The organism is Nocardia ninae NBRC 108245 (assembly GCF_007990755.1).
Taxonomy (GTDB): domain Bacteria; phylum Actinomycetota; class Actinomycetes; order Mycobacteriales; family Mycobacteriaceae; genus Nocardia; species Nocardia ninae.
Genome location: NZ_BJXA01000030.1, coordinates 46,257 through 66,948, shown reverse-complemented (window position 1 = coordinate 66,948; position 20,692 = coordinate 46,257). Strand labels below are relative to the sequence as shown.

15 protein-coding genes and 1 pseudogene are annotated in these 20,692 nt (G+C 64.8%); 6 read left to right on the top strand and 10 right to left on the bottom strand.

Going from position 1 to position 20,692, the window contains the following annotated elements:
* Positions 1 to 408 precede the first annotated feature (408 nt).
* Entirely contained in the window at positions 409 to 1,398 is a 990-nt protein-coding gene (locus NN4_RS22030) for an alpha/beta fold hydrolase (protein WP_147134523.1), read from the top strand.
* Between the two features lie 808 nt (positions 1,399 to 2,206).
* Here NN4_RS22030 and NN4_RS22025 read toward each other — a convergent pair.
* Positions 2,207 to 3,643, bottom strand: coding sequence for a CoA transferase (locus tag NN4_RS22025; protein ID WP_147134520.1), 1,437 nt, complete (start codon positions 3,641 to 3,643; stop codon positions 2,207 to 2,209).
* An 874-nt stretch (positions 3,644 to 4,517) separates the two neighbouring features.
* On the opposite strand from NN4_RS22025, the gene NN4_RS22020 reads away from it, so the two are divergent.
* The 3 genes from NN4_RS22020 (at position 4,518) to NN4_RS46955 (ending at position 5,799) form a co-directional block, all read left to right on the top strand.
* On the top strand, positions 4,518 to 4,733 hold the full coding sequence (locus tag NN4_RS22020) for a hypothetical protein (RefSeq protein WP_147134517.1): 216 nt from the start codon (positions 4,518 to 4,520) through the stop codon (positions 4,731 to 4,733).
* Positions 4,734 to 4,863: 130 nt separating this feature from the next.
* On the top strand, positions 4,864 to 5,283 hold the full coding sequence (locus NN4_RS22015) for an SSI family serine proteinase inhibitor (RefSeq protein WP_186818561.1): 420 nt from the start codon (positions 4,864 to 4,866) through the stop codon (positions 5,281 to 5,283).
* A 273-nt stretch (positions 5,284 to 5,556) separates the two neighbouring features.
* Positions 5,557 to 5,799: a chitin binding peritrophin-A domain-containing protein gene (locus NN4_RS46955; RefSeq protein WP_371865685.1), complete on the top strand. Its 243-nt coding sequence runs from the start codon at positions 5,557 to 5,559 to the stop codon at positions 5,797 to 5,799.
* Positions 5,800 to 5,959: 160 nt separating this feature from the next.
* Here NN4_RS46955 and NN4_RS22005 read toward each other — a convergent pair.
* The 7 genes and pseudogenes from NN4_RS22005 to NN4_RS21980 form a co-directional block, all read right to left on the bottom strand.
* A pseudogene (locus NN4_RS22005) lies at positions 5,960 to 6,190 on the bottom strand (transposase domain-containing protein); the annotation flags it as partial.
* A gap of 447 nt (positions 6,191 to 6,637) precedes the next feature.
* Positions 6,638 to 7,705: a Rieske 2Fe-2S domain-containing protein gene (locus tag NN4_RS22000; RefSeq protein WP_186818559.1), complete on the bottom strand. Its 1,068-nt coding sequence runs from the start codon at positions 7,703 to 7,705 to the stop codon at positions 6,638 to 6,640.
* Positions 7,705 to 8,442 (bottom strand): hypothetical protein, encoded by a 738-nt coding sequence (locus NN4_RS45085; protein WP_186818558.1) that lies wholly within the window; start codon positions 8,440 to 8,442, stop codon positions 7,705 to 7,707. The genes NN4_RS22000 and NN4_RS45085 overlap by 1 nt, the downstream gene beginning before the upstream one ends.
* Before the next feature lie 30 nt (positions 8,443 to 8,472).
* Entirely contained in the window at positions 8,473 to 10,080 is a 1,608-nt protein-coding gene (locus NN4_RS21995; protein WP_186818557.1) for a cytochrome P450, read from the bottom strand.
* Positions 10,077 to 10,625, bottom strand: a complete 549-nt coding sequence (locus tag NN4_RS21990; protein WP_147134505.1) for an acyl-CoA thioesterase — start codon at positions 10,623 to 10,625, stop codon at positions 10,077 to 10,079. Before NN4_RS21990 ends, NN4_RS21995 begins: the two co-directional genes overlap by 4 nt.
* Positions 10,622 to 15,496, bottom strand: coding sequence for an SDR family NAD(P)-dependent oxidoreductase (locus NN4_RS21985; RefSeq protein ID WP_147134502.1), 4,875 nt, complete (start codon positions 15,494 to 15,496; stop codon positions 10,622 to 10,624). Before NN4_RS21985 ends, NN4_RS21990 begins: the two co-directional genes overlap by 4 nt.
* Complete coding sequence (locus tag NN4_RS21980) at positions 15,493 to 16,818, bottom strand: acyltransferase domain-containing protein (RefSeq protein WP_147134498.1); 1,326 nt, start codon at positions 16,816 to 16,818, stop codon at positions 15,493 to 15,495. The genes NN4_RS21985 and NN4_RS21980 overlap by 4 nt, the downstream gene beginning before the upstream one ends.
* A 1,114-nt stretch (positions 16,819 to 17,932) precedes the next feature.
* On the opposite strand from NN4_RS21980, the gene NN4_RS21975 reads away from it, so the two are divergent.
* Both NN4_RS21975 and NN4_RS21970 read left to right on the top strand, forming a co-directional pair.
* Positions 17,933 to 18,199 (top strand): hypothetical protein, encoded by a 267-nt coding sequence (locus NN4_RS21975; protein WP_147134495.1) that lies wholly within the window; start codon positions 17,933 to 17,935, stop codon positions 18,197 to 18,199.
* A 339-nt stretch (positions 18,200 to 18,538) separates the two neighbouring features.
* Positions 18,539 to 18,808, top strand: a complete 270-nt coding sequence (locus NN4_RS21970; protein WP_147134492.1) for a hypothetical protein — start codon at positions 18,539 to 18,541, stop codon at positions 18,806 to 18,808.
* A 173-nt stretch (positions 18,809 to 18,981) separates the two neighbouring features.
* Here NN4_RS21970 and NN4_RS21965 read toward each other — a convergent pair whose 3' ends face one another.
* Both NN4_RS21965 and NN4_RS21960 read right to left on the bottom strand, forming a co-directional pair.
* Positions 18,982 to 19,998 carry a tyrosine-type recombinase/integrase gene (locus NN4_RS21965; RefSeq protein ID WP_147134489.1) on the bottom strand — a complete coding sequence of 339 codons (1,017 nt, stop codon included), beginning with the start codon at positions 19,996 to 19,998 and terminating at the stop codon, positions 18,982 to 18,984.
* The gene (locus tag NN4_RS21960; RefSeq protein WP_147134486.1) at positions 19,995 to 20,468 is read right to left on the bottom strand and encodes a hypothetical protein; all 474 of its coding nucleotides are present in this window, start codon (positions 20,466 to 20,468) and stop codon (positions 19,995 to 19,997) included. The genes NN4_RS21965 and NN4_RS21960 overlap by 4 nt, the downstream gene beginning before the upstream one ends.
* Between the last annotated feature and the right edge of the window lie 224 nt (positions 20,469 to 20,692).

Sequence of the window (20,692 nt, the reverse complement as noted above, 5' to 3'; positions counted from 1 at the left end):
ATGCATCCCATCCTGGGGGTGACCCACGCGAGCATCATCAACCGGGCAGCCCGGCGGGTGGCGTTGGTGACGAACGCGGTCAACTGGAGCCCGTCGAGGTCGGTGAACCGCAGTTATACGCCGGGGCGCGGGGGATCGGCGGCGGTGTCGCGCCGGAGTCACCGGGGCACAGCAGGATCGTGGCCGACTCGCCGGTGCCGTCGGGTCCATGGCTTGTCCGGCGACGATCAGGCGTGCACTCAGGCGGCGGTGTCGTGCAAGTGGATAACACTTCATTTCTCGGTGTAGCTGCTAAATAATTGCGCCGAACTGCTGAATCGAGATGAATCTCGACTTGCACTGCCGCTGCGTCAGAACTATTTGAGCTACTCTGTGGTTACCTACTTTGCCGATGTGAGGGGAATTGCTATGCGAGCCAGGCCCCCGATCACCGTTTCGAGCCCAGATTCAGCCCTGCTGCACACGCGGGTCTACTCGACCGATGCGCTCAATCCGCCGGTCGCTGCGTGTGAAGTCGTTCCGGTCACCGCTTCCGACGGTGCGCGGCTGCGGGTGCACGCGTATGGGCCTGCCGAGGGCGATACGGTCGTGCTGATTCACGGTTGGGCGTGTCGTATCGAATACTGGAATCCGCAGATCAACGCCATTGCCGGCGACTATCGCGTCGTCGCCTATGACTTGCGCGGCCACGGTGAGAGCGAGCTCGGCGACAGCGCACTGACCGCCCAACTGCTGGCCGATGATCTGGCCGCGGTGCTGGCCGCGACACTTCGGCCGGGGCAGCGGGCGGTACTGGTCGGGCACAGCCTGGGCGGGATGGCGGTGCAAGCATGGGCAGCACGGGATCCGGAACAGGCCCCCCGGTTCGCGGCCGCGGTGCTGTTGGCCAACACCGGCGCCGGCGATCTGCTCGGCGCGACGACTCTGATACCGCTGTTCAACCGCGGTTGGCTGAAACTTCCCCGTTGGATCGGCCGCACCTTGCTCGGGTCCTCGGCCCCGATGCGGCCGAACGCTCGAACGAAATGGCTACTACGTCACCGGATCCTGAGCCCGGCCGCGACCAACGATATCGCCGACTTCGCACTGTCCATCGCACAGAGCTGTCCGGACGAAGCGCGGGCGAAGTTCGGCCTCCTACTCGCCGACCTCGACCTGGGCCGCGCCGCGGTCGACCTGACCATGCCAACGACATTGACGGCCGGAGCCGACGATCACATGATTCCTGCGGTACATTCCCAGCGGATCGCCGAAATGCTCCGAGAAGCAGGATCTTTCCAAAAGCTATCGATCCTCCCAACCGGGCATTGGGGCACGGTGGAGGCCTACGAGCAGTTCAACAACATACTCGACGAGGTCCTCACGGCGTCATTCAGCGCCCCCGGGGCCACCGCCTGAACGGTTCGGAAATGATCCAGACGCCGCGCAACCCGCGCTGAATGATCCCAGCGGGAGTTGACCTTCGATCGCCAGCTATCCGCGATGTCCTGAATCGCCAACCGCGTGCGCACTCCCAATACCTGCGGCTGTTGGTGTGCTATGGGCTGATGTCTGCACCCAGTGCGATCGCGCCGACGCGGTGCGCGGTCAGCCTTGTTCGTCATGCTCGCCATCGTTGAACAACCTGCGGCACTTGCGTTGGTGACTAGGGCAATACGGTCCTGAGGAGTCCCGGTCGCGGGTACCACCACGCCCACATCGGCGTACCCGGCTGGTCACGCTCGGGATACCGATCACGCTGGATCCGGTGTAGCAGCAGCGCGACGCAGGTCCGGCCGACCGCGACATCACACACATGCGAATCACCACGCCGATCACACAGCGTCGCGCACAAGACGGCTGAGCGTGACTTTTCTCATCACTGGATCATGGGCCGGTACGGGCGTAGACGCGGAGCGTGGTCGGCGGCATCGTGGCGATGATCGCCGGGTATGTAGGCGCTGAACGTCGGGACGTCGACAGGCGGGCTGGCTTCGAGGAGTTGCTGCGGCGTGCGTCCGAGTCTCGCAAGCAAACAGCGAAGCCGTATCCGCCGACCACGACCGGCAAGATCGAGCGGTGGCATCAATCTCGCGCCGTGAACCGCTCGACCAGGCCGGGCTGTTCGAGGACCTCTACCCGCCCAAAGTCACCGGTTCGGAGTCGGGCAGCGGTGCGTTCGAATGTTTCGGTGTCCCGGGTCTCATTGCTGGGCAGGGTTTCTCGTTTACCAGGCCAGTGGTGAGGCACCGAGAGGTTCGGGACCGCGGGCCCAGTGGGGGGTGATCGCGGAGTAGGTGATCGGGGTCGGGAGGTGGTGGGTTTCGCCGAACGACCCGTGGTGGGTGACCAGACGCGCCAGCGATACGACCTCGGGGGTGGGTATGGGGAGATCGGGATCGGTGGTGACCGGGTCCAGCCCGGCGATCTGTTCGCGGCCGAGCAGTCCCATGTCCTGGATCCACATGTACACGCGGGCCAGGTTGACCTGTACGTAATAGCTGCCGCCGTGCTCGGCTCGGCGGCGCAGCGCTTCGATGATCGCGGGCGTGGCCAGCGCGGGCGCGAGAAAGTCTGCCAGCAGGACCGTCGGAGGCAGTGCCGGCCCGTCGAAGCTGCCTTGTTCGACAGCGAATCCTGTCGCGGCGCAGGCGTTCTGGTCGAATCCGCCGCGTGGGCCCCAGGGGCCGGTCGTGCCCCAGCAGCGGACGTCGGCGTAGATGAGACCCGGGCGTCGTTCGATCAGCGCTTGTGGTCCGAAGCCTCGCCGATCGAGCCCTTGGTAGCTGTTGACGAAGATGTCGGTGTCGCGCAGGAGGTTCCAGAATGTTTTGACATCAGCCGGGGCGGTGAGATCGCAGAAGGCGCTGCGTTTGCCGACACCGGTCTGTATCAGCATCGGCACCGGATCCAGCCCGCGTGGTGGAACGATATGCAGTACGTCGGCACCCAGGGCGGCGCAGCTGCGGGCCGAGATCGGACCGGCCATGATATGGGTGTTGTCGAGCACTTTCAGTCCACTCATGGGAAGTGGATCCTCGCAGGGGAGTTCAGGAAACGGTTCGGGGTCCGCGTCACCGATTCTTTGCAGCCGGACGACGGGCTGCTCGGCGAGCAACCGTCCCTGTGGGTGCGCGCGCCACTCCTGCTGGGTTCGCGCGGCGGCGGCGGTGCCACCTCGCACCTGAATGGCTTCCTCCAAGGCGAAGGCGTCCCAACTTGCCACGGAGTCGGCGATGGCTCTGCGGTCGACGGGGCAGTTCAGCACTTCGAGGGTGATATCGCGCAGGTGCGGCATCTCCTGCATCAGGTAGATGTAGCGGCCGTCCCTGGCTTTGTAGAAGGTGCAGGTGTTGAGCATGCGTGGGTCTTCCAGCAACTCGATCACCGGCCGGTCTGCTTGCCGGATGAAGCCGGGCTCGATCAGCGAGTGCGCGGCCGCGGCGGTATCCACGGTCACGTCCTGCCCCTGTCCAGAGCGTTGCCGCCACAGCGCGGCCACCTCGGTACCCATGGCGGCATACGCGGCCGCGGCGGCGTCGCCGATTCGATGGACCGACGGTGTCACCGGGTCGGCACCGGTGATGGTGACCTTGCCGCCGGTCTCCTCGGCCCTGATGCCCAGTAGCTCGTACAGGCTGTCCAGAATCTCGGTGCTGCTCACGGGTTTACCTCCTTGGTGGCGGTTCCACTACGACAAGACGGTGGCCACCGCTTGTTGTCGAGGCACCGCGATCAGCGCCCATGGCAGCCGCAGGTTCGTGCGGTGGTCAGGCGAGGAGTTGTTGACCACTGACGGTTGTCGAGGGCACGTTGGAAGGCTCACTTTCTATTGCTGATGCGGTTCTTGCGCAACTCTGTCGCGGTCCGGAGCACCTCCTGCTCGGCTCGCTATACAATATCGGATACCAGGCCTTCTTGGTGATATCCGTTCATGCGTGCTTTCTTCCCCGATCCGAGCGGTCCTAAGCTTTCGGCGGCTGGCCCATTGTCGTCGGCTGTAAGTGGACCAGATATGCGGCGTGATTCACCGACAACGTAAAGCCTTCTCCGGCATGGGCTGGTGCCGTGATGGCCGCCGAACGTACAACTACTGCCGCCACCAGGACCACAATTGACCACCAGCTAGAGCGGATCCACATCGGGTCGCTCCCATCGAAGCAGATTATCAGGGCAGCGAGACCGACAGGGATACGTCGAGTGTCGCCATATTGGTTCGTACTCGCGGCCTTCATGGATGGGTGTGCGGCGTGCCGATTCGCGGACCAATCGTTATTCGACGGTGACGATCGGAAAGGGCTTCAAACGGCAAGTGCTGGCGCCTGGCTCGAATCGACACGCGTCCGGACGAAGCCGCCTTAGAATATTCGACTGCACCGCCGCAGGGCCGTCCTCGCCCGCGGGGTCTCCCCGGGCGCTCCTGAACCGCTGAGGCGGGATACCGGCACCGATATCCCGGAACCACCCCTCGAGGGCTGACACAGCAAGCCTCCCAGATCCTCTGCGAGACAGTGTGGGACTGAGTAGGTTCAGTGAGCGTGGACGATGACGCAAGCCGCCCGGTGCGGTGGCTCGCCGATCGCGTTAAAGCCGGCTACGGGGGTGTGGTTTTGGGCTGCGAACCGACCGAGCATCGCTGGAAGCCGCTGCTGGACCACGCTCGCGGAGTTAGCCTTATCCGCGAATCCGACACCCTTCCTGGAACTGGATGCACCTGGATGCCCGATTTCCGCGAGGAGCGCACCGTCAGCTGAGCCTGTCGTAGGCGCACGCTCCGCGGGTCGGCGTGACCCAGCCGGGCGACGTCAATTGCGGCGAGCGGGGTGATTGGTGGATTAACCTCGCAGCAGGTCGGATCGGCTCCGTCTACGAAGGGTGATGGCCATGGCGCGCACCGGTCGGGTTGTCGGTGTTTCGATCGGTGCGGCGGTGGTGTTCGGGGTGTCGATGGCCGCGCCGGTCGGCGCCGCGACCGACCAGATCACGCAATCGGTGGTGTCGCTCTCAGTGGCGCCTGGGGTTTCGGTCGAGGTTATCTACAAGCGCGTGGTCAGCTTGATTTGTGCGCCAACGATCGGCGGGACCCATCCGAAAGCCAAGGAGGCCTGTAAGAATTTGGAAGCGGCCAACGGGAACATCCGCGAGCTCGCGGATTTCACCGTGCCGCCGCTGTGTTCACAGGATTTCGATCCCATCGTCGCCACCATCGATGGAGTCTGGCGTGGGCAGCCGATCTCCGATCACGGCTTCTTCTCCAATGCCTGCGTATTGCGCGCTACGACGGTGTCGGTATTCGACTTCTGAACAGCCCATGAGAGCGAAGTCAAGTCGGTGGTGGACTGGATTCAGGTCTGCAGCATCGCCTCCGGTCCGGGTGGTTCGGAGGTGGTGACGTGCCTGGTGATGTGTGTGACTGGATACGCCGACGATCGGAGAGGCTACGCCCAGGACTCTCAGGGTGGCGGCGATCTCGGCGGTGGGTCTTGAATTCTCCGCACCCGTTTTCGCGCCATATCGCCAGTCGCTGTTCGGACAGGGCACCGACTTGGACAGCAAGGACCTCCGATCAGCCTCAATGTGTTTGTCGGCCAGCTCAGGTCGCTGACAGCCGTGCGTTCTGGCCGGCGTCCACGACATGTCGATCGCGACGTGGGGGCCGACCCGACTCGGTTCCATCGCTGTAGCAACATCGACGGCGAGCTGGTCCGGCCCGATTATCAATGCAGCCCCGGCACCGTCTATCACCCAGAGTTGCAGGCGTGCGTGCACCCGGGGGAGGTGCCGCCGGATCATCCCGGTTACTCTGTGCGGCCGTCGTAACACGAGGCCGCCCGACAGCATGTCACCTGGGAAAGCGTTCCCGCGAGCCCGGACCCCCGCGCGGCGACACGCCGTCGGACAGTGGGTCATCCAGCGCTGGCCAGCTCGAACTTCAATGAATCGAGCTGCGCGTACACCTCACCGGCGCAGTGTCCGAACACAGTTTCGCCCACACCCGCCATAGCCGATATCAGGGAACAAACAACCCGCCAGCAGCAGATACACCACCACCCGCGACGGCAACTCCCCGCACCTGTGTCGCCCGCGTCGATTCCAGTGCCGCGTCGAGCATCTCGAACGGCACGATCCGGGTCAGCTCACCGAGGTGGCCCGGCGCGAACCGGCCCGTGGCTACCGTGACAACGCGAGGGATGACAGACTGAGCAGACATCGGAACTCCAATGGTGGCGACAAGTTGTCTTGGTAGGACAAACTCATCGTTTACTCGGAGTTCCGCTGTCTTTGCGCCACCGACACGCCTTGGCGGCCAATAGAATTCGATATCACTACATCGAACACCAGCCGGTCGGCTTCAACACCGAGGCCGCCGACTTGACGACTGGCCCAACACCCAAGCTGCGCGGCATTGCGGTTAGCCCTGTCGAATCCATCCCGTCGATCCGTAGTCCATTCAGATGCGGGAACAACACCCGCACCGGACCAGGTTCAGAACACCCGCGACATATGAATCATCAAGCATCAGTTCGCCTCCGGGGCGAGCTGCTGCGGCTGAGGACCCGGAGTGTGCGAGTTCACCGAATGTTCGCTTGTCTTATGGATTCGACTTTGGTCAATATCGGCATATGTCTGATTCGGAACCGCGAGGATGCGGCGGTGGTCATACTCTGTGTCCGTTCGGATCGCTGACGACTCGGGTGTAGAATTGTTTCTCCCAACGGCGGTATGGGCCGATCAAATCGTCTCCCTTTGCGAGGGCGGGGCGGTTCGTGTAGCACTTGTTGGCAAAGTATGCGCGGTCTAATTCTGCTTGCCGATTGATGTATCCGAGAAATGCTAGTCCGAGTGGTTTTGTGAGTGCGTCCACCAATTTCGCGGGAGGCGGAAGTGCTTTTGACTTCACGGCGGTGAACCGCGCGCTGAAGCCGATTTTTACCTGAGTTAGATTGCGATCAATGGGAGTCATCGAAATGGATGTCAAAACCCGGATGCGAGCAATGGGAATGTATGAGTCTATGAATGTGGCACCGAGCCCGACTGCGGTATACGCGCTGTGGAATTTTACATCGAACCCGAGGAATGGCATGGACGTGTAGGTGTTCAATCTGGCAATCGCCCCGTCCTGATCGAGGCGCCCCATCTGGATCGGCTTGATGTTGTGGATCGGCAGAAGGTGCCCGATGTCGAACGCATTTTCAATGAGTTCGCGGATATGGACAGGAAAAGATGTGTCGCCGCCTTGCACGGGGAATGTGAAAACGTCCTCCCCGACTTGTGGAATATCCCAGGTCGGACCGATACTCTGGTCGTGATGCCACACGAACACCATATGATTGACCTCATGAACTTCCATCATCGATAGGGTCGTTCGGTGTGGGGCAGGCGTGCCGTAACCCGAGCCGGTGCACTTGCCCGTTTGATCGTAGGTGAACTCGTGGTACGGGCACACCAGCAGATCATCACGGACCCGCCCGCCGTATCCGATGTGCCCGCCCAGGTGCGGGCAATACGCGCGGCTCGCCATCAGCCCTGCTTTCTTGGTGCGCCAAAGAATGATCTCCTCGCCGCACAGCTTTCGACGGACCACCTTCCGCATCGGAAACTCGTTCGTGAATCCGACCGGGAACCACCCGTTCGGGAGAGGCAACTGGTCGGCCGCGCTGGCAAAGAGGTGCGTCGGCTGTATGTCTTCGGCCTCGTCTTTCACTGATCGCTCGACGATTGTCATCATTGAATCCTTTCCGTCGAAGAAAATTGCAGCTTGATCGGGGTGGTGGGGTGCTTCGGCTGGGATCGCAGCAGCACTGAACCGGTGACGATCATCCATCCGTAGGTGGCGACAGCGCCTGGTATGTAGCTGCCGACGGATCCGGGCGACCAGGGTCCGGAGTCGACAAATATGGACAGGATGGGCAGGATGTCGAGGGCCGCGACCGCGATGGCGGTGTTGGCGAGCGCGCGCGGGAGCACTGGATGTCTGTGGTTGGCGGCGGCGATCATCGCCCATGCGAGGCCGAGGAATACCGCTGCGAAGCAAGCGAGGATTTGGGTCGCATTCCAGGAATAGGTCGAAAATTCGAGGTCGACGCGATCGGCTTGGAAGTTCGGGCCTCGCGCGGTCATGGATAGCGTGAGGTACATGCCCATGCAGACCAGAGTGGTGGTGACGCATGCGGTGGCGGAGCAGACCATGATGAGTGCTGTGATCGTGACATGTCGGGCCGTGCGCCATAATATGGTGGCGAGTAGCAGGATGAATCCGCAGGTCGCGAGGGTCGTCACGATCCAGGTCAGGATTTGGATTTCGATTGTGCGGTGCGGGAGACCGTAGTCGAGGTAGTGCCGCCCGTCGAGGTTGTCGTCGGGATAGGGGAATCGCGCGACCGCGAGGCTGACAATCAGGCCGGGCAGTGGGACGAAGCACAGGTATCCCGCCCAACGGCGGTAGTTGTGTGTGGCTTCCATTCTGGTTTCCTGTTCGAGGCCGGGGGTGGCTCAGGCGGTTGGTGCCGGGGTGGGATAGGGGCAGCGGGCTGGTTCGTCGGCGCCGGGGTCGGGAGGGAGTAGTGCTTGTTTGAGGGGTGTGAGCCCTTCGGCGTGCCCTGGTCGGTACCAGGGCACTTCCGCGGCGGGTCGGCGGTGCCGGATGATGACGTCGGTCCCGCTTTTCGGGCGGCTGACCGTGGCGAAGATGAAGCGTGCCGGGTCGACGCGGCGTCGGCGGGGTTCCAGGTCGAGGCGGCCGAAGACGCGGTGGGTGACGATGGCTGCTTCGGTGAGGTAGAAGGTGCTGCCCGGGCAGCGGTGTGGTCCGGCTCCGAATGGGATGAATCCGTAGCGTTCGGGTTTGGTTTCGAACCACCGTTCGGGGCGGTATGTCTCGGGTTCGGGGTAGAGGTCCGTGTTGTAGTGCAGTGCGGTTGCCGGCAGGAAGAGCAGGGTTCCTTTGCGAATTCGGTAGCCGCCCAGGACGATGTCTTGTCGCAACGGGGAGGGCAAGGCCGCGAGGACCGGGGCCTGCATGCGCAATGCCTCGGTGTTGCACGCTTGGGCGTAGCGGTCGGTGATGGCTGCGCGGGCCTCGGCGGTGACTGTGGCGCGTGGTTCGGGGTTGTGCAGCAGGTACTGGGTAGCCCAGGCGTAGCCGAGGACCGAGGTGTCGTGCCCGGCGACGGTGAGGGTGGCGATGATGTCGCGCAGACGCTTGTCGGTCCAGGGTGGGTCCTCCCGTGCGCCGCGTTCGATGAGCCGGGTCGCGATGCTGTCGTTGGGGCGGGCGCGCAGTTCGGCGATCTTGCGGTAGAGGAGCTCGTCGGCGTGTTTGCGTAGCCGGTAGGCCTTGTACAGGATCCGCAGGGGCACGTCGTCACGGTCGGCCACGTCCCGGTTGGCGCGTGGGCGCATTTTGATCCGGGCGTTGAGCTGGTACGCGAGCAGGCCGCCGATCTTGCGGGTGGCGTAATGGCGGCTCGCGCGGTAAAGAAACTCGGCCAGTTCGTCGAGGTCGCGGCAGTCGTCCCAGCCGAATACGACGCGCAGGATCACGTCCTGGGTGAAGCGGGTGTAGAAGTCGTGCAGCGAGACGGGCGTGTCCAGGGGCAGTTGGTCGATCATGGCGTCGAGTCGTTCGACGCTGCGCTGGCGATAGGTTTCGATGCGGGGCGGTGTGAGTTCGGTGGCGAGTGCCCGGCGCACTCTGGTGTGGTCGGGTTCACGCAGGACGAAGGGGCTCTGCGAGCCCAGCAGCAGGGTATGGGCCTTCTTCCATGCCTCGTGGTCGAGGTGACCGGGCGGCAGGTTGTACATCTCGTGGGCGATCCGCGGTGAGTTCACGAATACGGTTTCGCCGGTCCAGCCGTCGGCATAGGGGTCGGGAAACAGCAGGCGTAGTGGTTTGGGCAGCACCGGGTAGGCGGCGCGGGTGATTTCACCGGCGTCTCGGGATTTCTTGCCGGGATCATCGATCCAACCGCTGAGGGCGATGGTCATCAGTTGTGCGGCCCAGGCGGACCGCGCGGTGATCGGGACGAGGGGTAATGAAGGAGGCGGTGTGTCAGTGCCCGGGTGCCCTGGTAAATCGGTGCCATGATTGATGGTGGTCATCGGGGAATCCTTTCCGGTGCGGGTTGATTCGATGAATCGTCGATCTGGGCTCGGCTGAGGTCGGCGCCGAACGCGGCTGCGCAGTCGGCGAGTTCGCGGGGCCATGGGCAGGGTTCGTAGTGGTCGCCGGCCAGGCGGGCGCTGGCCCACATCTGTTCGCCTCGGGCGACGAGGTCGCCGTCGGGTGCACCGGGGGCGGTGATGCGGTGGTAGCGGAATTCAGCTTTCATCAGGGTCATTCGGACCCACAGAACGGTGAGCCGGATGGCGACGAGGTCGCCGAACCAGAGTTCGGCGAGGTACTCACAGGAGCAGGATTGGGTGAGCATGATGTAGTCGCCGGAGATGTCGCTGCTGAAGATTGGGGCGCCGAATTGTCCGCAGCGTTCTCGGCATTGGCCCTGCCAGTCGATCAGGCGGGCGTAGTAGACGGGGCCAACGGCACTGGTGTCGCCGGCGGTGACACGGTGCTCGATGGTGAACCACGGCCGCGTCGGTTCTCGGCCGGTTGCGGTCGTGGCGTCGAGGTCGGCTGTCAGTGTCATGGTTGCCATTCCTGGTAGGGGATGTGCGCGGGGAGGGAGTCCACGGTGTGGATCGTCAGGCCGGTGACGGTGAGCAGGGTCGCACCGTCGTCGGTCGCGGCGACGGCCCGCTGTTGTGCGCTGTCGTAGGACAGGGGGATGCCGGCTGGATATCGTTGGGCCAACACGACATCGGTGTCGGCGGTGTAGAGGTCGATTCGGTCGCAGGCGCTGGGGACCGCCATGATGTGGGTGCCATCAGGTTGCGGTGGGTACCCGAAGAGCCGGAAGGCGGAGTCCAGCAGCAGTGCCGGGATCGGCAGTCGCGCGAAAACGGTATGCGGTTGCGGTTGCGGCAGGCAGAGCGCCGCCGCGCCCGCCGCGTCGGCGGCGGGGTGGTGGATGGTCCGCCAGACCCCGGACAGCTGGGCGCAGGTATCCGGCCGCACCGCCGGATCGCCGGCGAGCGCGGTCATCTCCCGCGCGGGTGGAGCCGGTGGTGACGGTGCCTGGTTTCCGACATGGACATCGACCCGGCAGTGCAGCCGGTCGCAGGCCAGAATCCGACCATCCGAGGCGAGTACGTCCGAACGCAGCTCGACGCGGACCTCGCCGCCTGCGCTGGTTTCGGCGGTGATCCGGCACCCTGCCGCCCGAACGTCGGTGTAGAGCGGGGCCTCGATCCGTGTACCGGTCAACGCGGTGACCTGCGTTCCAGGATGGAGCCGCAGGGCCGCGTCGGCGGCCATCGCCAGCATCATCGCCGCAGGCAACACCGGTCGCCGGTCGATGAGATGTTCGGTCAGGTAGCTGTCGCGCACCGGGTCGGGCCGCCACGTCCACGTTCCCGCGACATGATCCACGGTGTCCGGGTCGCCGAGCAGCGGGCCGACTGGACCCGGTGGCCGGGTCCAGGAGTCGGTGACCCCGTAGAACGGGACCACGTCCAGTGGTCGCGGTAGGGCGAGTTCGGCCAGCAGCAGATCCGCGCCGTCGGTGTTGCTGATGCCGGTGAATCCGTGTTCGCGGCTCAGCTCGTCGGCGATGCCGCAGACCATTCCGGTCTCGGTCCACAATCCCCATGCCGGGGTGAATTCGGTGCCGTCACCGTATCGCGCTGCCGCGCACAGGTATTCGTTGGCGGCAACGTAGTCGGTATCACCGGCGCAGCCGCGCATGGCGTTGCCGGAACCGAAATTGCACCACAGCGCCGGAGCGGGGTCGGCGAACGCTTCTTTCAGATGATGGTAGCCCGCCACCTTGATGTCGCGGACCTCCCGGAAATGGGCGAGGGATTTGTCGGCGACCGCGGCGGATCGGATCCGCCCCGCGCCGTGGATGAGCAGATCGACGCGACCGTGCTTGGCGTGCACGGACTTCGCCGCCCGCGTCACCTGTTCCCGCTCGCGCAGGTCGCAGACAAGGTAGTGGACGTTGTCGGTGCCGCACAGTTGCTCCAGTCGGCGCAGGGTGTGATGGATCTCGCGGGCACGAACCATCGCGTCGAATCGCTGGTTCAGGATGGCGACACTGACAGCGGGATCGCGGGTGCGCTCCCGCGACAGGTACTCCGTGCGCTTGGCCCTGAGTTCGCCGTCGGCAGCGGCGAGCAGATCGGCAGGCGCCGCGTCGGGTGGTGTGGTACCCAGCAGCCACAGCACTGGGTGCACACGTCGTGCCAGGGCGGTCACCACCACCGCAGTGGCACCCCTTGCCCCGCCGGTGGCGACGATCACCGGCCGATCCGTCCACGGCAACGGGCCCGCCCGGCGTGTGTCGGGAAGTGGTGCGCTACAGAGTTGTTCGAGATACCGCAGCCCCTGCCGGTAGTACACGATCGTGGCGTCGCGCACAGCGGCGGATTCGCGGCTCAGCTGCTCGATCCCGGCGGTGAGTGCGGCATCGGTGACCACCCCGTAGACGGGGCAGGGCAGTTCGTGCGCGAGGCCGCGCAGGAATCCGGTGATCATCGTCAGATGTGGGTGAACAACACTGAGTCGCAATGGATCCAGTAGCAGCGCGGTGACCGAGGCGGCAGGGCCGGGTCGGTCGCCGAAGGCCGCGGCCGCTGCGAGCGCGTATTCCTGCATGGCGAGCAGCTCGGGTGACGGTGGGGCGGGCCAGTCGGCCTGCGGGACGCGGGCCGAGGCCACGATCAGCACATGCTCGACTCCGCCGGGTATCGCTGCTCGCACGGCGTCGACCGCCGCCCGTGTCCCGGCGCCACCGACCACGATGATCCGGTCGTTTCCGGCGGTTTCCGGGTCGGTGCACACGACTCGCGAATCGGTCTCTACGGCAAGGGCATCGAGCTGGTATGCGAGGTCGGCGCTGTGGGTCAGGACGAGCGTCCCGGATGTGATTGCCGCCCTCGGCTCCGTGCCGCGCTCCACGTCCACGCGGCGAAGCACGACCACCGAGCGGTCCCGTACCGGCGAGGGCGACCCGATGCGTGGTGACATTGTCTCGCTATTGATGGTCGAATCCGTCACGGGGACAGGATGATTCGCTTGCGGCGGGGTATCGGTGCCGCTGGGCGGCGCCGCGCGGCGCACTCCGTGGCGGCGACCGGGTGCCGGTGCGAGTGGCTCCGCGGGCGGGTGCGTCGGCTGGATCTCTACCCGCGGTGCGGGATCCAGGTTCTGCAGCACGATCGGGCCGGTGCCTGCGCGGTGCAGGGCTCGCAGCACGCCGAGGGCCCCGTCGGCGCCGAAGTAGCATCGGCCGACGACACCGGGAATACCCGCGTGCCGTCCGGTGCGGGCGGCGTCGCTGCGGATGACGGCGTCGAAGGACCAGCCGTGCCGCTCGGCGACCGAGCGTCGGGTCAGCGCCAGCACCACGGCGGCCTCGGCGATCTGGTCTACCGGGGTCCCGCTGAGTTCGGCCAGCAGCGGGGTGCTGTTGCCGTGCAGGCCGATCACCAGCGCGAAGTCCAATTCCTGGGAGCGCAGGTATCGCTCGGCGGCATGCAACGCACCCTGCGTCGAGGATCGGCCGCAGTCGATGTTCATCGCCGACCCGTTGAGCCGGTACCGGTTCACCACCATCGCGGAGATGATGTTGGTGAGCTGCCCGGTCATGCTCCGGTCGTTGGCTTCGGGCAGCCGCTGCCGCAGCGCGGCGAGACCCTCGTCGAGCCACGCGACATCCCCGGAGGGCGGTGTCGCGACGGCCGCGTGCAGATCGTCCGCGCCGACCCGAATGGTGTAGTCGGTCATGCAGCGGGTCGGGCCGGTGTGCGCGGTGAACACCCCGCTGCGTTCGCGCAGGTGCTCCCACATCGAGCCGTATTCGGTCACGAGGTTCGCCACGGCGGCGAGCGCCATCAGATGGGTCCGGTCGACGCTGCGCGCGCTGACCGGCGGCATCCGCAACTCGCGCAACGGCGGCAGCGGGTACTGCTCGCCGAACGACCGTGGCGGCGCGGGCAGTTCACCACCCAGCCACCCGGCGATCGCGTCGTGCGTCATGCCGCCGGGGACGTGCACCGCGTGGCCGACCAGCACCATCGGATCATCCTGGTGCGCACTGTGGGTCGGTGCTGCCATGCGCGGCGCATCGACTCCCGGGTCCGCGGCCTGCACCAGCAGATGTGCGTTGGTTCCCCCGAAACCGTACGCGCAGACCCCGGCAACCCGGCGGCGGCCCGCACTCACCGGCCACGGCACCGGTTCCAGCGGAATCCTGATCCGGTCCGCATGCACACTGTCGGGCAGCACGGTGAAGTAGCGTTGGGCAGGGATTTCGCCGTGCCGCATCGCCAGTACCGCATGTACCACATTGATCGCCCCGGCCGCCCACGCGCCGTGCCCGATCAGCGGCTTGTTCGACGTGCACCACACACCGCCGGGTCCTGCTGCACCGGTGAGTGTTTCGAGTTCCACGTCGTCACCGACCGGGGTGCCGGTACCGTGCGCGACGATCCAATCGACCGCGCCGGCCTCGACAGCGCAGACGGCGCGGGCGCGGTCGATCGCCAGACGCTGTCCCCGCGGCGAGGAGGCCATCACGCTGCCCTCACCGTCGCTTGATCCGCCGAATCCGCCCACCAGGCCGTGGATTTCGTCGCCGTCGGCGAGTGCGCGGTCGAGCATCTTCAGCGCGAGGACCGCGGCCGCGTCGGAGAACAGCACCCCGGTCGCGTCGCGGTCGAACGCGCGGATCTCACCGGTGGCCGAGAGGCCCTGCAGCTTCGCGAACAGCACCAGGTCGCGCCGTGACCCGGTGTTGGCGCCGCCGCAGAACACGACATCGCGTTCACCGGCCAATAGGCTCTTGACGCCGAGATCGACGGCATACAACGACGAGGAGCAGGCGGTGTCGACCACGAGCAGGTCGCTGCCCTCGGGCAGCAGATCCCGGCACGCTGCCCGCAGCAGCCGGTCCGGGAAGGCGTCGGACGGGCGGGCGGGTGCGTGCGGGTACCGGGCGCGTAACTGCTCGAGGGTCGGCGATAGGCGAGGGTGGGCCGCGGTGGCGAGCAGGATCGCGTCTTCGAGCCCTAGTCCGCCCGGCTGTGCACCGACATACGCGCCGAGGCGGTCATCCGGGCCGACGATGACACCGTCCATGGCCTGCAGCAGGCTGTGGCGCAGCAGCAGCGTCGTGCGGTCGGCTCCCTCCCAGTAGCCGAGGCTTTGCTCGCGTGCCAGCCGCGGATGTGGGGTGAACGAGTGCAGGAATCCCGCGGTGCGCACGTAGGTCTTGTCCGGTGCCGACCGGTCGGGGTCGAACCATCGGCTCACATCGAAGTGTTCGGGTTGGCACAGCGTGCTCGTCTGACCGTGCAGCACCTGCCACAATTGTGGTGGATCATTGACGCCCGGGGCGACCAGGCCGATGCCGACGATCGCCACCGTGCCCCGCGCCGGTGTCGAAGTGGTGTTCACGGCTTCGCCCCGTCCACTGCGAGTGTCTCCATGAGTGCGGCCAGTTTCGGCAGGGTGGTGTAGTCGCGCATGCGCAGCCGGGCCGGCGGTGTCGGCAACTGGTACTCGTCGAGCAGTCGCACCAGCAGCTCGGTCTTCTTCACCGATGCGATCCCGAGATCCGCTTCCAGATGGGCGTCATCGGTGAATACATCTTCGGGATAGCCCAGTGTTTCGGCGAACATCGTCCGCAGCCGGGCCAGCAGCGTGTCGCGGTCGGGTAGTGACCGCGCGTCCGTCGTGGCCCCCGGTCCCGGCTCGCCGCTGGTCTCGGCGACCGCAGACGCCGACGCCGACGCGACCCGTGCCGCAACCTCTGGCTCGCCGGTACTTGCCAGAACGTTCAGGATCTCTTGCGCGTCACACGCGTTCGGCGGTGGGCCCACGAATGTGGCGCCGGTGGGCAGGCTCTCGCGGGCCGACTCGGTCAGCACCGGACGGACGCCGACCTCGATGAACTCCCGCACAGCGAAACCGTCGTAGAGGGTGCGCAGGGCCCGCAGATAGTCCACCGGATCGATCAGATGCCGTTCGACAATACGACGCACGTCCGCGGCGCCCGTTACCCAGCGCCCCAGGATCGGTGAATACACCCGCGCCGCGGGATCGTGCATCTGATATGCCGCCACCGCCGCGGTCACCCGCCGCGCAGCCGTCTGCAACACCGGATTGTGATGCGGATAGCGCACAAGCAACCGAGTCGCCTGCACCCCCGCAGCCTGAGCTACCGCCTCGAAGCGCGGGAGATCCTGGGCGCAGCCCGAAACCACCGTCTGTTCGGGCGAGTTCGACAGCGATACCAGCAGCGACCAGCCACCGGCCGCGCCGCACAGATACTCCGCATGCCGTGCGCCGACGCGCACCGCGACCAGGCCACCGCCGATGCCGGCCTCGGCGAGGGCAACCTCCCGCTCGCACAACACCCGCGCCGTGTCCGGCACCGATAGCGCCCCTGCGGCAGCCAGAGCGGTGAGCTCACCGGTGCTGTGCCCCAACAGCACGTCACCGTCGATCCCTTTGTCATGCAACGCCTGGTAGAGCAGATAGGACGAGGCGAACGACGCCAAGTGCAACAGTGTCGGCGTCTGGGCGAGGTCCTCGATCGGCGGACCATCGGGATCGGTCAACGGCCCCGATACCGGACCGAACCCATATCCGGCGGCGACAGCGTCGACCTCGGACAAGACCGCGCCCAGGCGCGGTGAGTCCGCGACCAGCCGAGCGAGGATCCCCGGAGCGTAACCACCCAGCCCCGGGAACTGGATAAGGACAGAACTTCTCACAACATCCTCCTAGAAACAGCGAACAATTATCGGCAGCCTCGCCATGAGACGGCCGGACACGGCCGCCTCGTCCGAAATCGGCACAATCCGGGCAAGCCCCGGCGGGCCGCCCGACAACACCGCCGTAACAGAATCCGGCTCACCGGAATGGATATTTCGGACAGAACTTCGGTCGATAGTCATAATCCAAACCACGGCGAAGACATTGGGCACGCGCCACCACATAAGCCTGAAAACTTAGGCACAGCGCGCCGAAAGATTCAAATAGTCTCGAACGACCCGACAATCTGCAGTGCCCCGCTGCGGAGCAGAAATGCCAGCTCAGCACTCATAAACTCATAATGCGTGCTTACCGGCCATAGTGCAACCGCATTCACAACAAGCTTGATTGCGAAATGTTCGCTGAAATCCGGTGGGCTGCGCGAAGCGGCGCATTCGAACGACGGATTGGGCGGCGAGCACCTTTGCTGATGTCATGTGCCGACAAGTCGCTACAGGCCGACCACTCCGGGCGTGTCATGCCGGCACATCCGAGCGTGTCCGCGTGAACGCACCCGATCGCACAAGTCGACAGAACCTCACGCAGAGGCCGAGTGGCCAACCGGCAGCTGGCATTTCGCCATCCACAACGTGGATATCGCTACATCATCAGGGCTGATCGCTCATCCATACACCGCAACCCTATCGGCCACGCGTCCACCGCCACGCCGCGAGACGCACGTCGACGAGGTGAGCAACACGCCCAGATTGCGGGCTCGCCGATGTAGCCGATTCGTTACCTTTCGGCGAGCACGGTGTAGCTGAGCTCGCGCTGGTCTGTCGACGTTCGGCATTTACGGTGATAGAGACCGCCCAGCAGCCGGATTGCCGGGACTTCGCGGTCCGTGACCTGTCTGCGACGTCCGGGTGACCGGTACGGTACCGCCCGAATTGACCGCTCGACACGGGAAGCTATTTACCCGAGTATTAGAGCAGAGCATTTGCTCTCGGATCCCGCGCCTGTCCCGCTGGAAAACCATTTCGCGGGCCATTCCATGGTCGCGGTAATACGCTCTACGCCTCAGTCGAGTCTGCGATACGCGCTCGATAGGTGTTACATTCTACGGAGGTAGTGATGGAAGCTGTCGACGATCCCCTATTGCCAAAAATTGATCATATGCCCGATCGGATACTGATCGTTTTGACCGACGCGCCGGCAGGAGTGCGCCAAACCATGCTGGTCGAGCCAGACGACATATCAGACGGGCGTATCACCGTCGATTACCGGGGTAGACATCTGCATTTCATTGCCACGGACGGGCTCGAGATGGTGGGGCAGCCCCCTGCGGTCACCATGGCACCGGTTTATCGCTTGTCCTACGTGACGAGTATCGCCGAGTAGCGGCCTCGAATTTCCTTCGATCCCTTTTGCAATCCTCATATCACCGAGCCCTGCGTATCCGAGGAGTTGTTGTGTCTGCTTCGAATAGTGATCCTATTGCGATTGTTGGTGTGGGTTGTCGTTTTCCCGGTGGTGTGGAGTCCTCGGCCGGGCTGTGGGATTTGGCGGCGGCCGAGCGCACGACCTCGGGCCCGGTCCCGCTCGCCGGTGGGATGCCGGAGAGCTGGCGCGCCAGCACGATCCAGAGCTTGCCGAGCGTGCGGGATACGGCTGCTTTCTCGATGGTGATATCTGGGCGTGGGATCCGGGGGCGTTCTCGGTGGCCGCGCTGGAGCAGCGGTGGGTCGATCCGCAGTTGCTGTCCGCGCGGTCCTTGCCGTCGACCCGCAGTTCAAACACTCGCTCGATATCCGCGTCGCCACCGCAGCCGTGGTGCTCGCCAACGGCCACCCGACCGAGGCCGCAGCGCTGCGGAACGCGATCGTCCAAATGTCGGAGCCCTGGTTGGACGAGCACGCCAGCACGGACATCTGCGACGACTTCCATACGGTCGCCGAGTCGGCCATGGCCGCGGCCATGATCTTGACCCGTTTCCCGGACTTCAGATAGCCCGCAACCCTCCTCTGACCAATCTCTGCGATGAGCGATTTGCCAGGCGCGCTTGAGTTGTCGGACTGGGGGGAAACTCGTACAGCTAGCCGGTTCGGTTTAACCTGCCCCGGTGGCGATTTATCGGTTGGCTTCGAACGGGTCTCCCTGGGGACGTGATTGCCTCCGACTGATCAGCCGGTGAGCGGATGTGGGATTCCGGTCATAGCGGACAGCGCTTCGGCGACCTCTTGGACGCTGGCGCGGATGTAGGTGGCTGTTTGTCCGGTACGGCTGTCTGGTTCGGTGTGTCCGGCGTAGGCACGGGCGACGGCGTAGCCGAAGTTGCGCTCGACCCAGGTCAGGGTCGTGTGGCGGAGCCAGTGGGTGCTGATCTGCTGGCGCCGGACCCATTCGAGGCGAGCACCGATCCGATTCCATAGGGAGTCGTAGCGTCGCCGCGTGACCACTCGGCCGTCGCGTTGACGGAACAACGGTTCGGATTCGACGGGGTTGTCACCGTGTCGTTCCGCAATGTGGTTGAGCATGGCATGCATGAGCGGGTACGACACTGGTTGCCAACGGACTGTTTCGCCCTTCTCGCGTAGAAAAACGAGGCATTGTTGTGGATCGAGGTCCATCGGCCTTAAGGCAAGAGCGCCAGCTCGCCGACAGGCGGTTTCGATATGAAGGCGAAGCAGCATGGCATCCAGGTACGGGTCGTTTCCGGTGGTCGCCGCGACGTGCACGATTTCGGCGAGTTGCTGGTGGGGTATCGCCCGCCTGGTGCTGGCCAGCCTCCGGGGTTTGGGTACCTTTCGCGCCGGGTTGTCAGCGGGGCGGATGTAACCGTCTTCTTCAGCGTGCCGGTAGAGATACCGGGCGGCGGCGATGAGACTCTCGACTGCGCTACGCCCACCGCGCGAGTTGCGACGAACGATAGCCTGCTGTTTGGTCTGTTCGGCGAGTTGTCGCAGCTCGGTAGGGGTTGGCTCGGTGATGAGACGCGCACTCCATGCCTCCTCGATGCGTCGCAGGTAGGGGCCGTAGACGCGGAGCGTGGTCGGCGGCATCGTGGCGATGATCGCCTGTATATAGGTGTTGAAGGTCGGGACGTGGACCGGCGGGGTGGCTTCGACGAGTTGCTGCGGCGTGAGTCCGAGTTTCGCAAGCAACAGCCTGGCGGCCTCGATCTCGGTGGCGGTTGTCATCGGGCACCACCTGTCGCTTGCTCATGCAACGGTGATAACGCCTGCTCGATAAGCCGTATCGGATAAACAAGAAGAAGTGTGCGTTGCACTGACGTTGCGACAAGAACTTGCTCGCCCGGTTCGATCTGGCAGCGATGGCGGCAACCTGCCGGTAGAAGTAGATGTCCTCGACCTGTTAGGCGGCGGTCGCCGCGCTGGTGCTCTCTGATGACAATGGTTCGTCCGACGACCTCGATTGCCAACCTCGACTCCGGTCCCCAGTTCAAGACTCCGACTGGCCTGCGGTCACTGAGGCGGCCGTTGACGCCGACCGACGCGACGCTGTAGTGGAATTGATCAGTCTGGGCGTCGATGTCGCCAATTAGTTCCGGCATCGGAAGTCGTATCGGTAGATCGGTATCCGCCGGAGTCGCGGATTGGTTGGCGGACCAGGTCAGTGGTAAGGCGATGCCTTTCGCGTCGCTACTCATTGGCTGTCCTGTTCGAGTGGCGTCTTCTTGCACGCCACCCACTCGTCGACGTCGGCTTCGTCAAAGAGCAGAGGAGAATTTCGGGCACCGCCCGCTTTCCAGGCCCGGTCGTAGAGTTCGTGGCCTTTGACGCGAAGATGGCGAATGCGGTCGGGGCTGTGTCCGGTTCGGGCCGAGACCTGGTGGATTCGCAGAATTCGTCCGCGACCACCGTGGCGGCCTTG

Excerpts from the sequence above, each read along its gene's own strand:
- NN4_RS45085 (WP_186818558.1), bottom strand. The coding sequence starts at position 8,442 with ATGGAAGCCACACACAACTACCGCCGTTGGGCGGGATACCTGTGCTTC.
- NN4_RS22030 (WP_147134523.1), top strand. The coding sequence starts at position 409 with ATGCGAGCCAGGCCCCCGATCACCGTTTCGAGCCCAGATTCAGCCCTG.
- NN4_RS21975 (WP_147134495.1), top strand. The coding sequence starts at position 17,933 with ATGGAAGCTGTCGACGATCCCCTATTGCCAAAAATTGATCATATGCCC.
- NN4_RS22000 (WP_186818559.1), bottom strand. The coding sequence starts at position 7,705 with ATGACAATCGTCGAGCGATCAGTGAAAGACGAGGCCGAAGACATACAG.
- NN4_RS22015 (WP_186818561.1), top strand. The coding sequence starts at position 4,864 with ATGGCGCGCACCGGTCGGGTTGTCGGTGTTTCGATCGGTGCGGCGGTG.
- NN4_RS21995 (WP_186818557.1), bottom strand. The coding sequence starts at position 10,080 with ATGACCACCATCAATCATGGCACCGATTTACCAGGGCACCCGGGCACT.
- NN4_RS21990 (WP_147134505.1), bottom strand. The coding sequence starts at position 10,625 with ATGACACTGACAGCCGACCTCGACGCCACGACCGCAACCGGCCGAGAA.
- NN4_RS21965 (WP_147134489.1), bottom strand. The coding sequence starts at position 19,998 with ATGACAACCGCCACCGAGATCGAGGCCGCCAGGCTGTTGCTTGCGAAA.
- NN4_RS21960 (WP_147134486.1), bottom strand. The coding sequence starts at position 20,468 with ATGAGTAGCGACGCGAAAGGCATCGCCTTACCACTGACCTGGTCCGCC.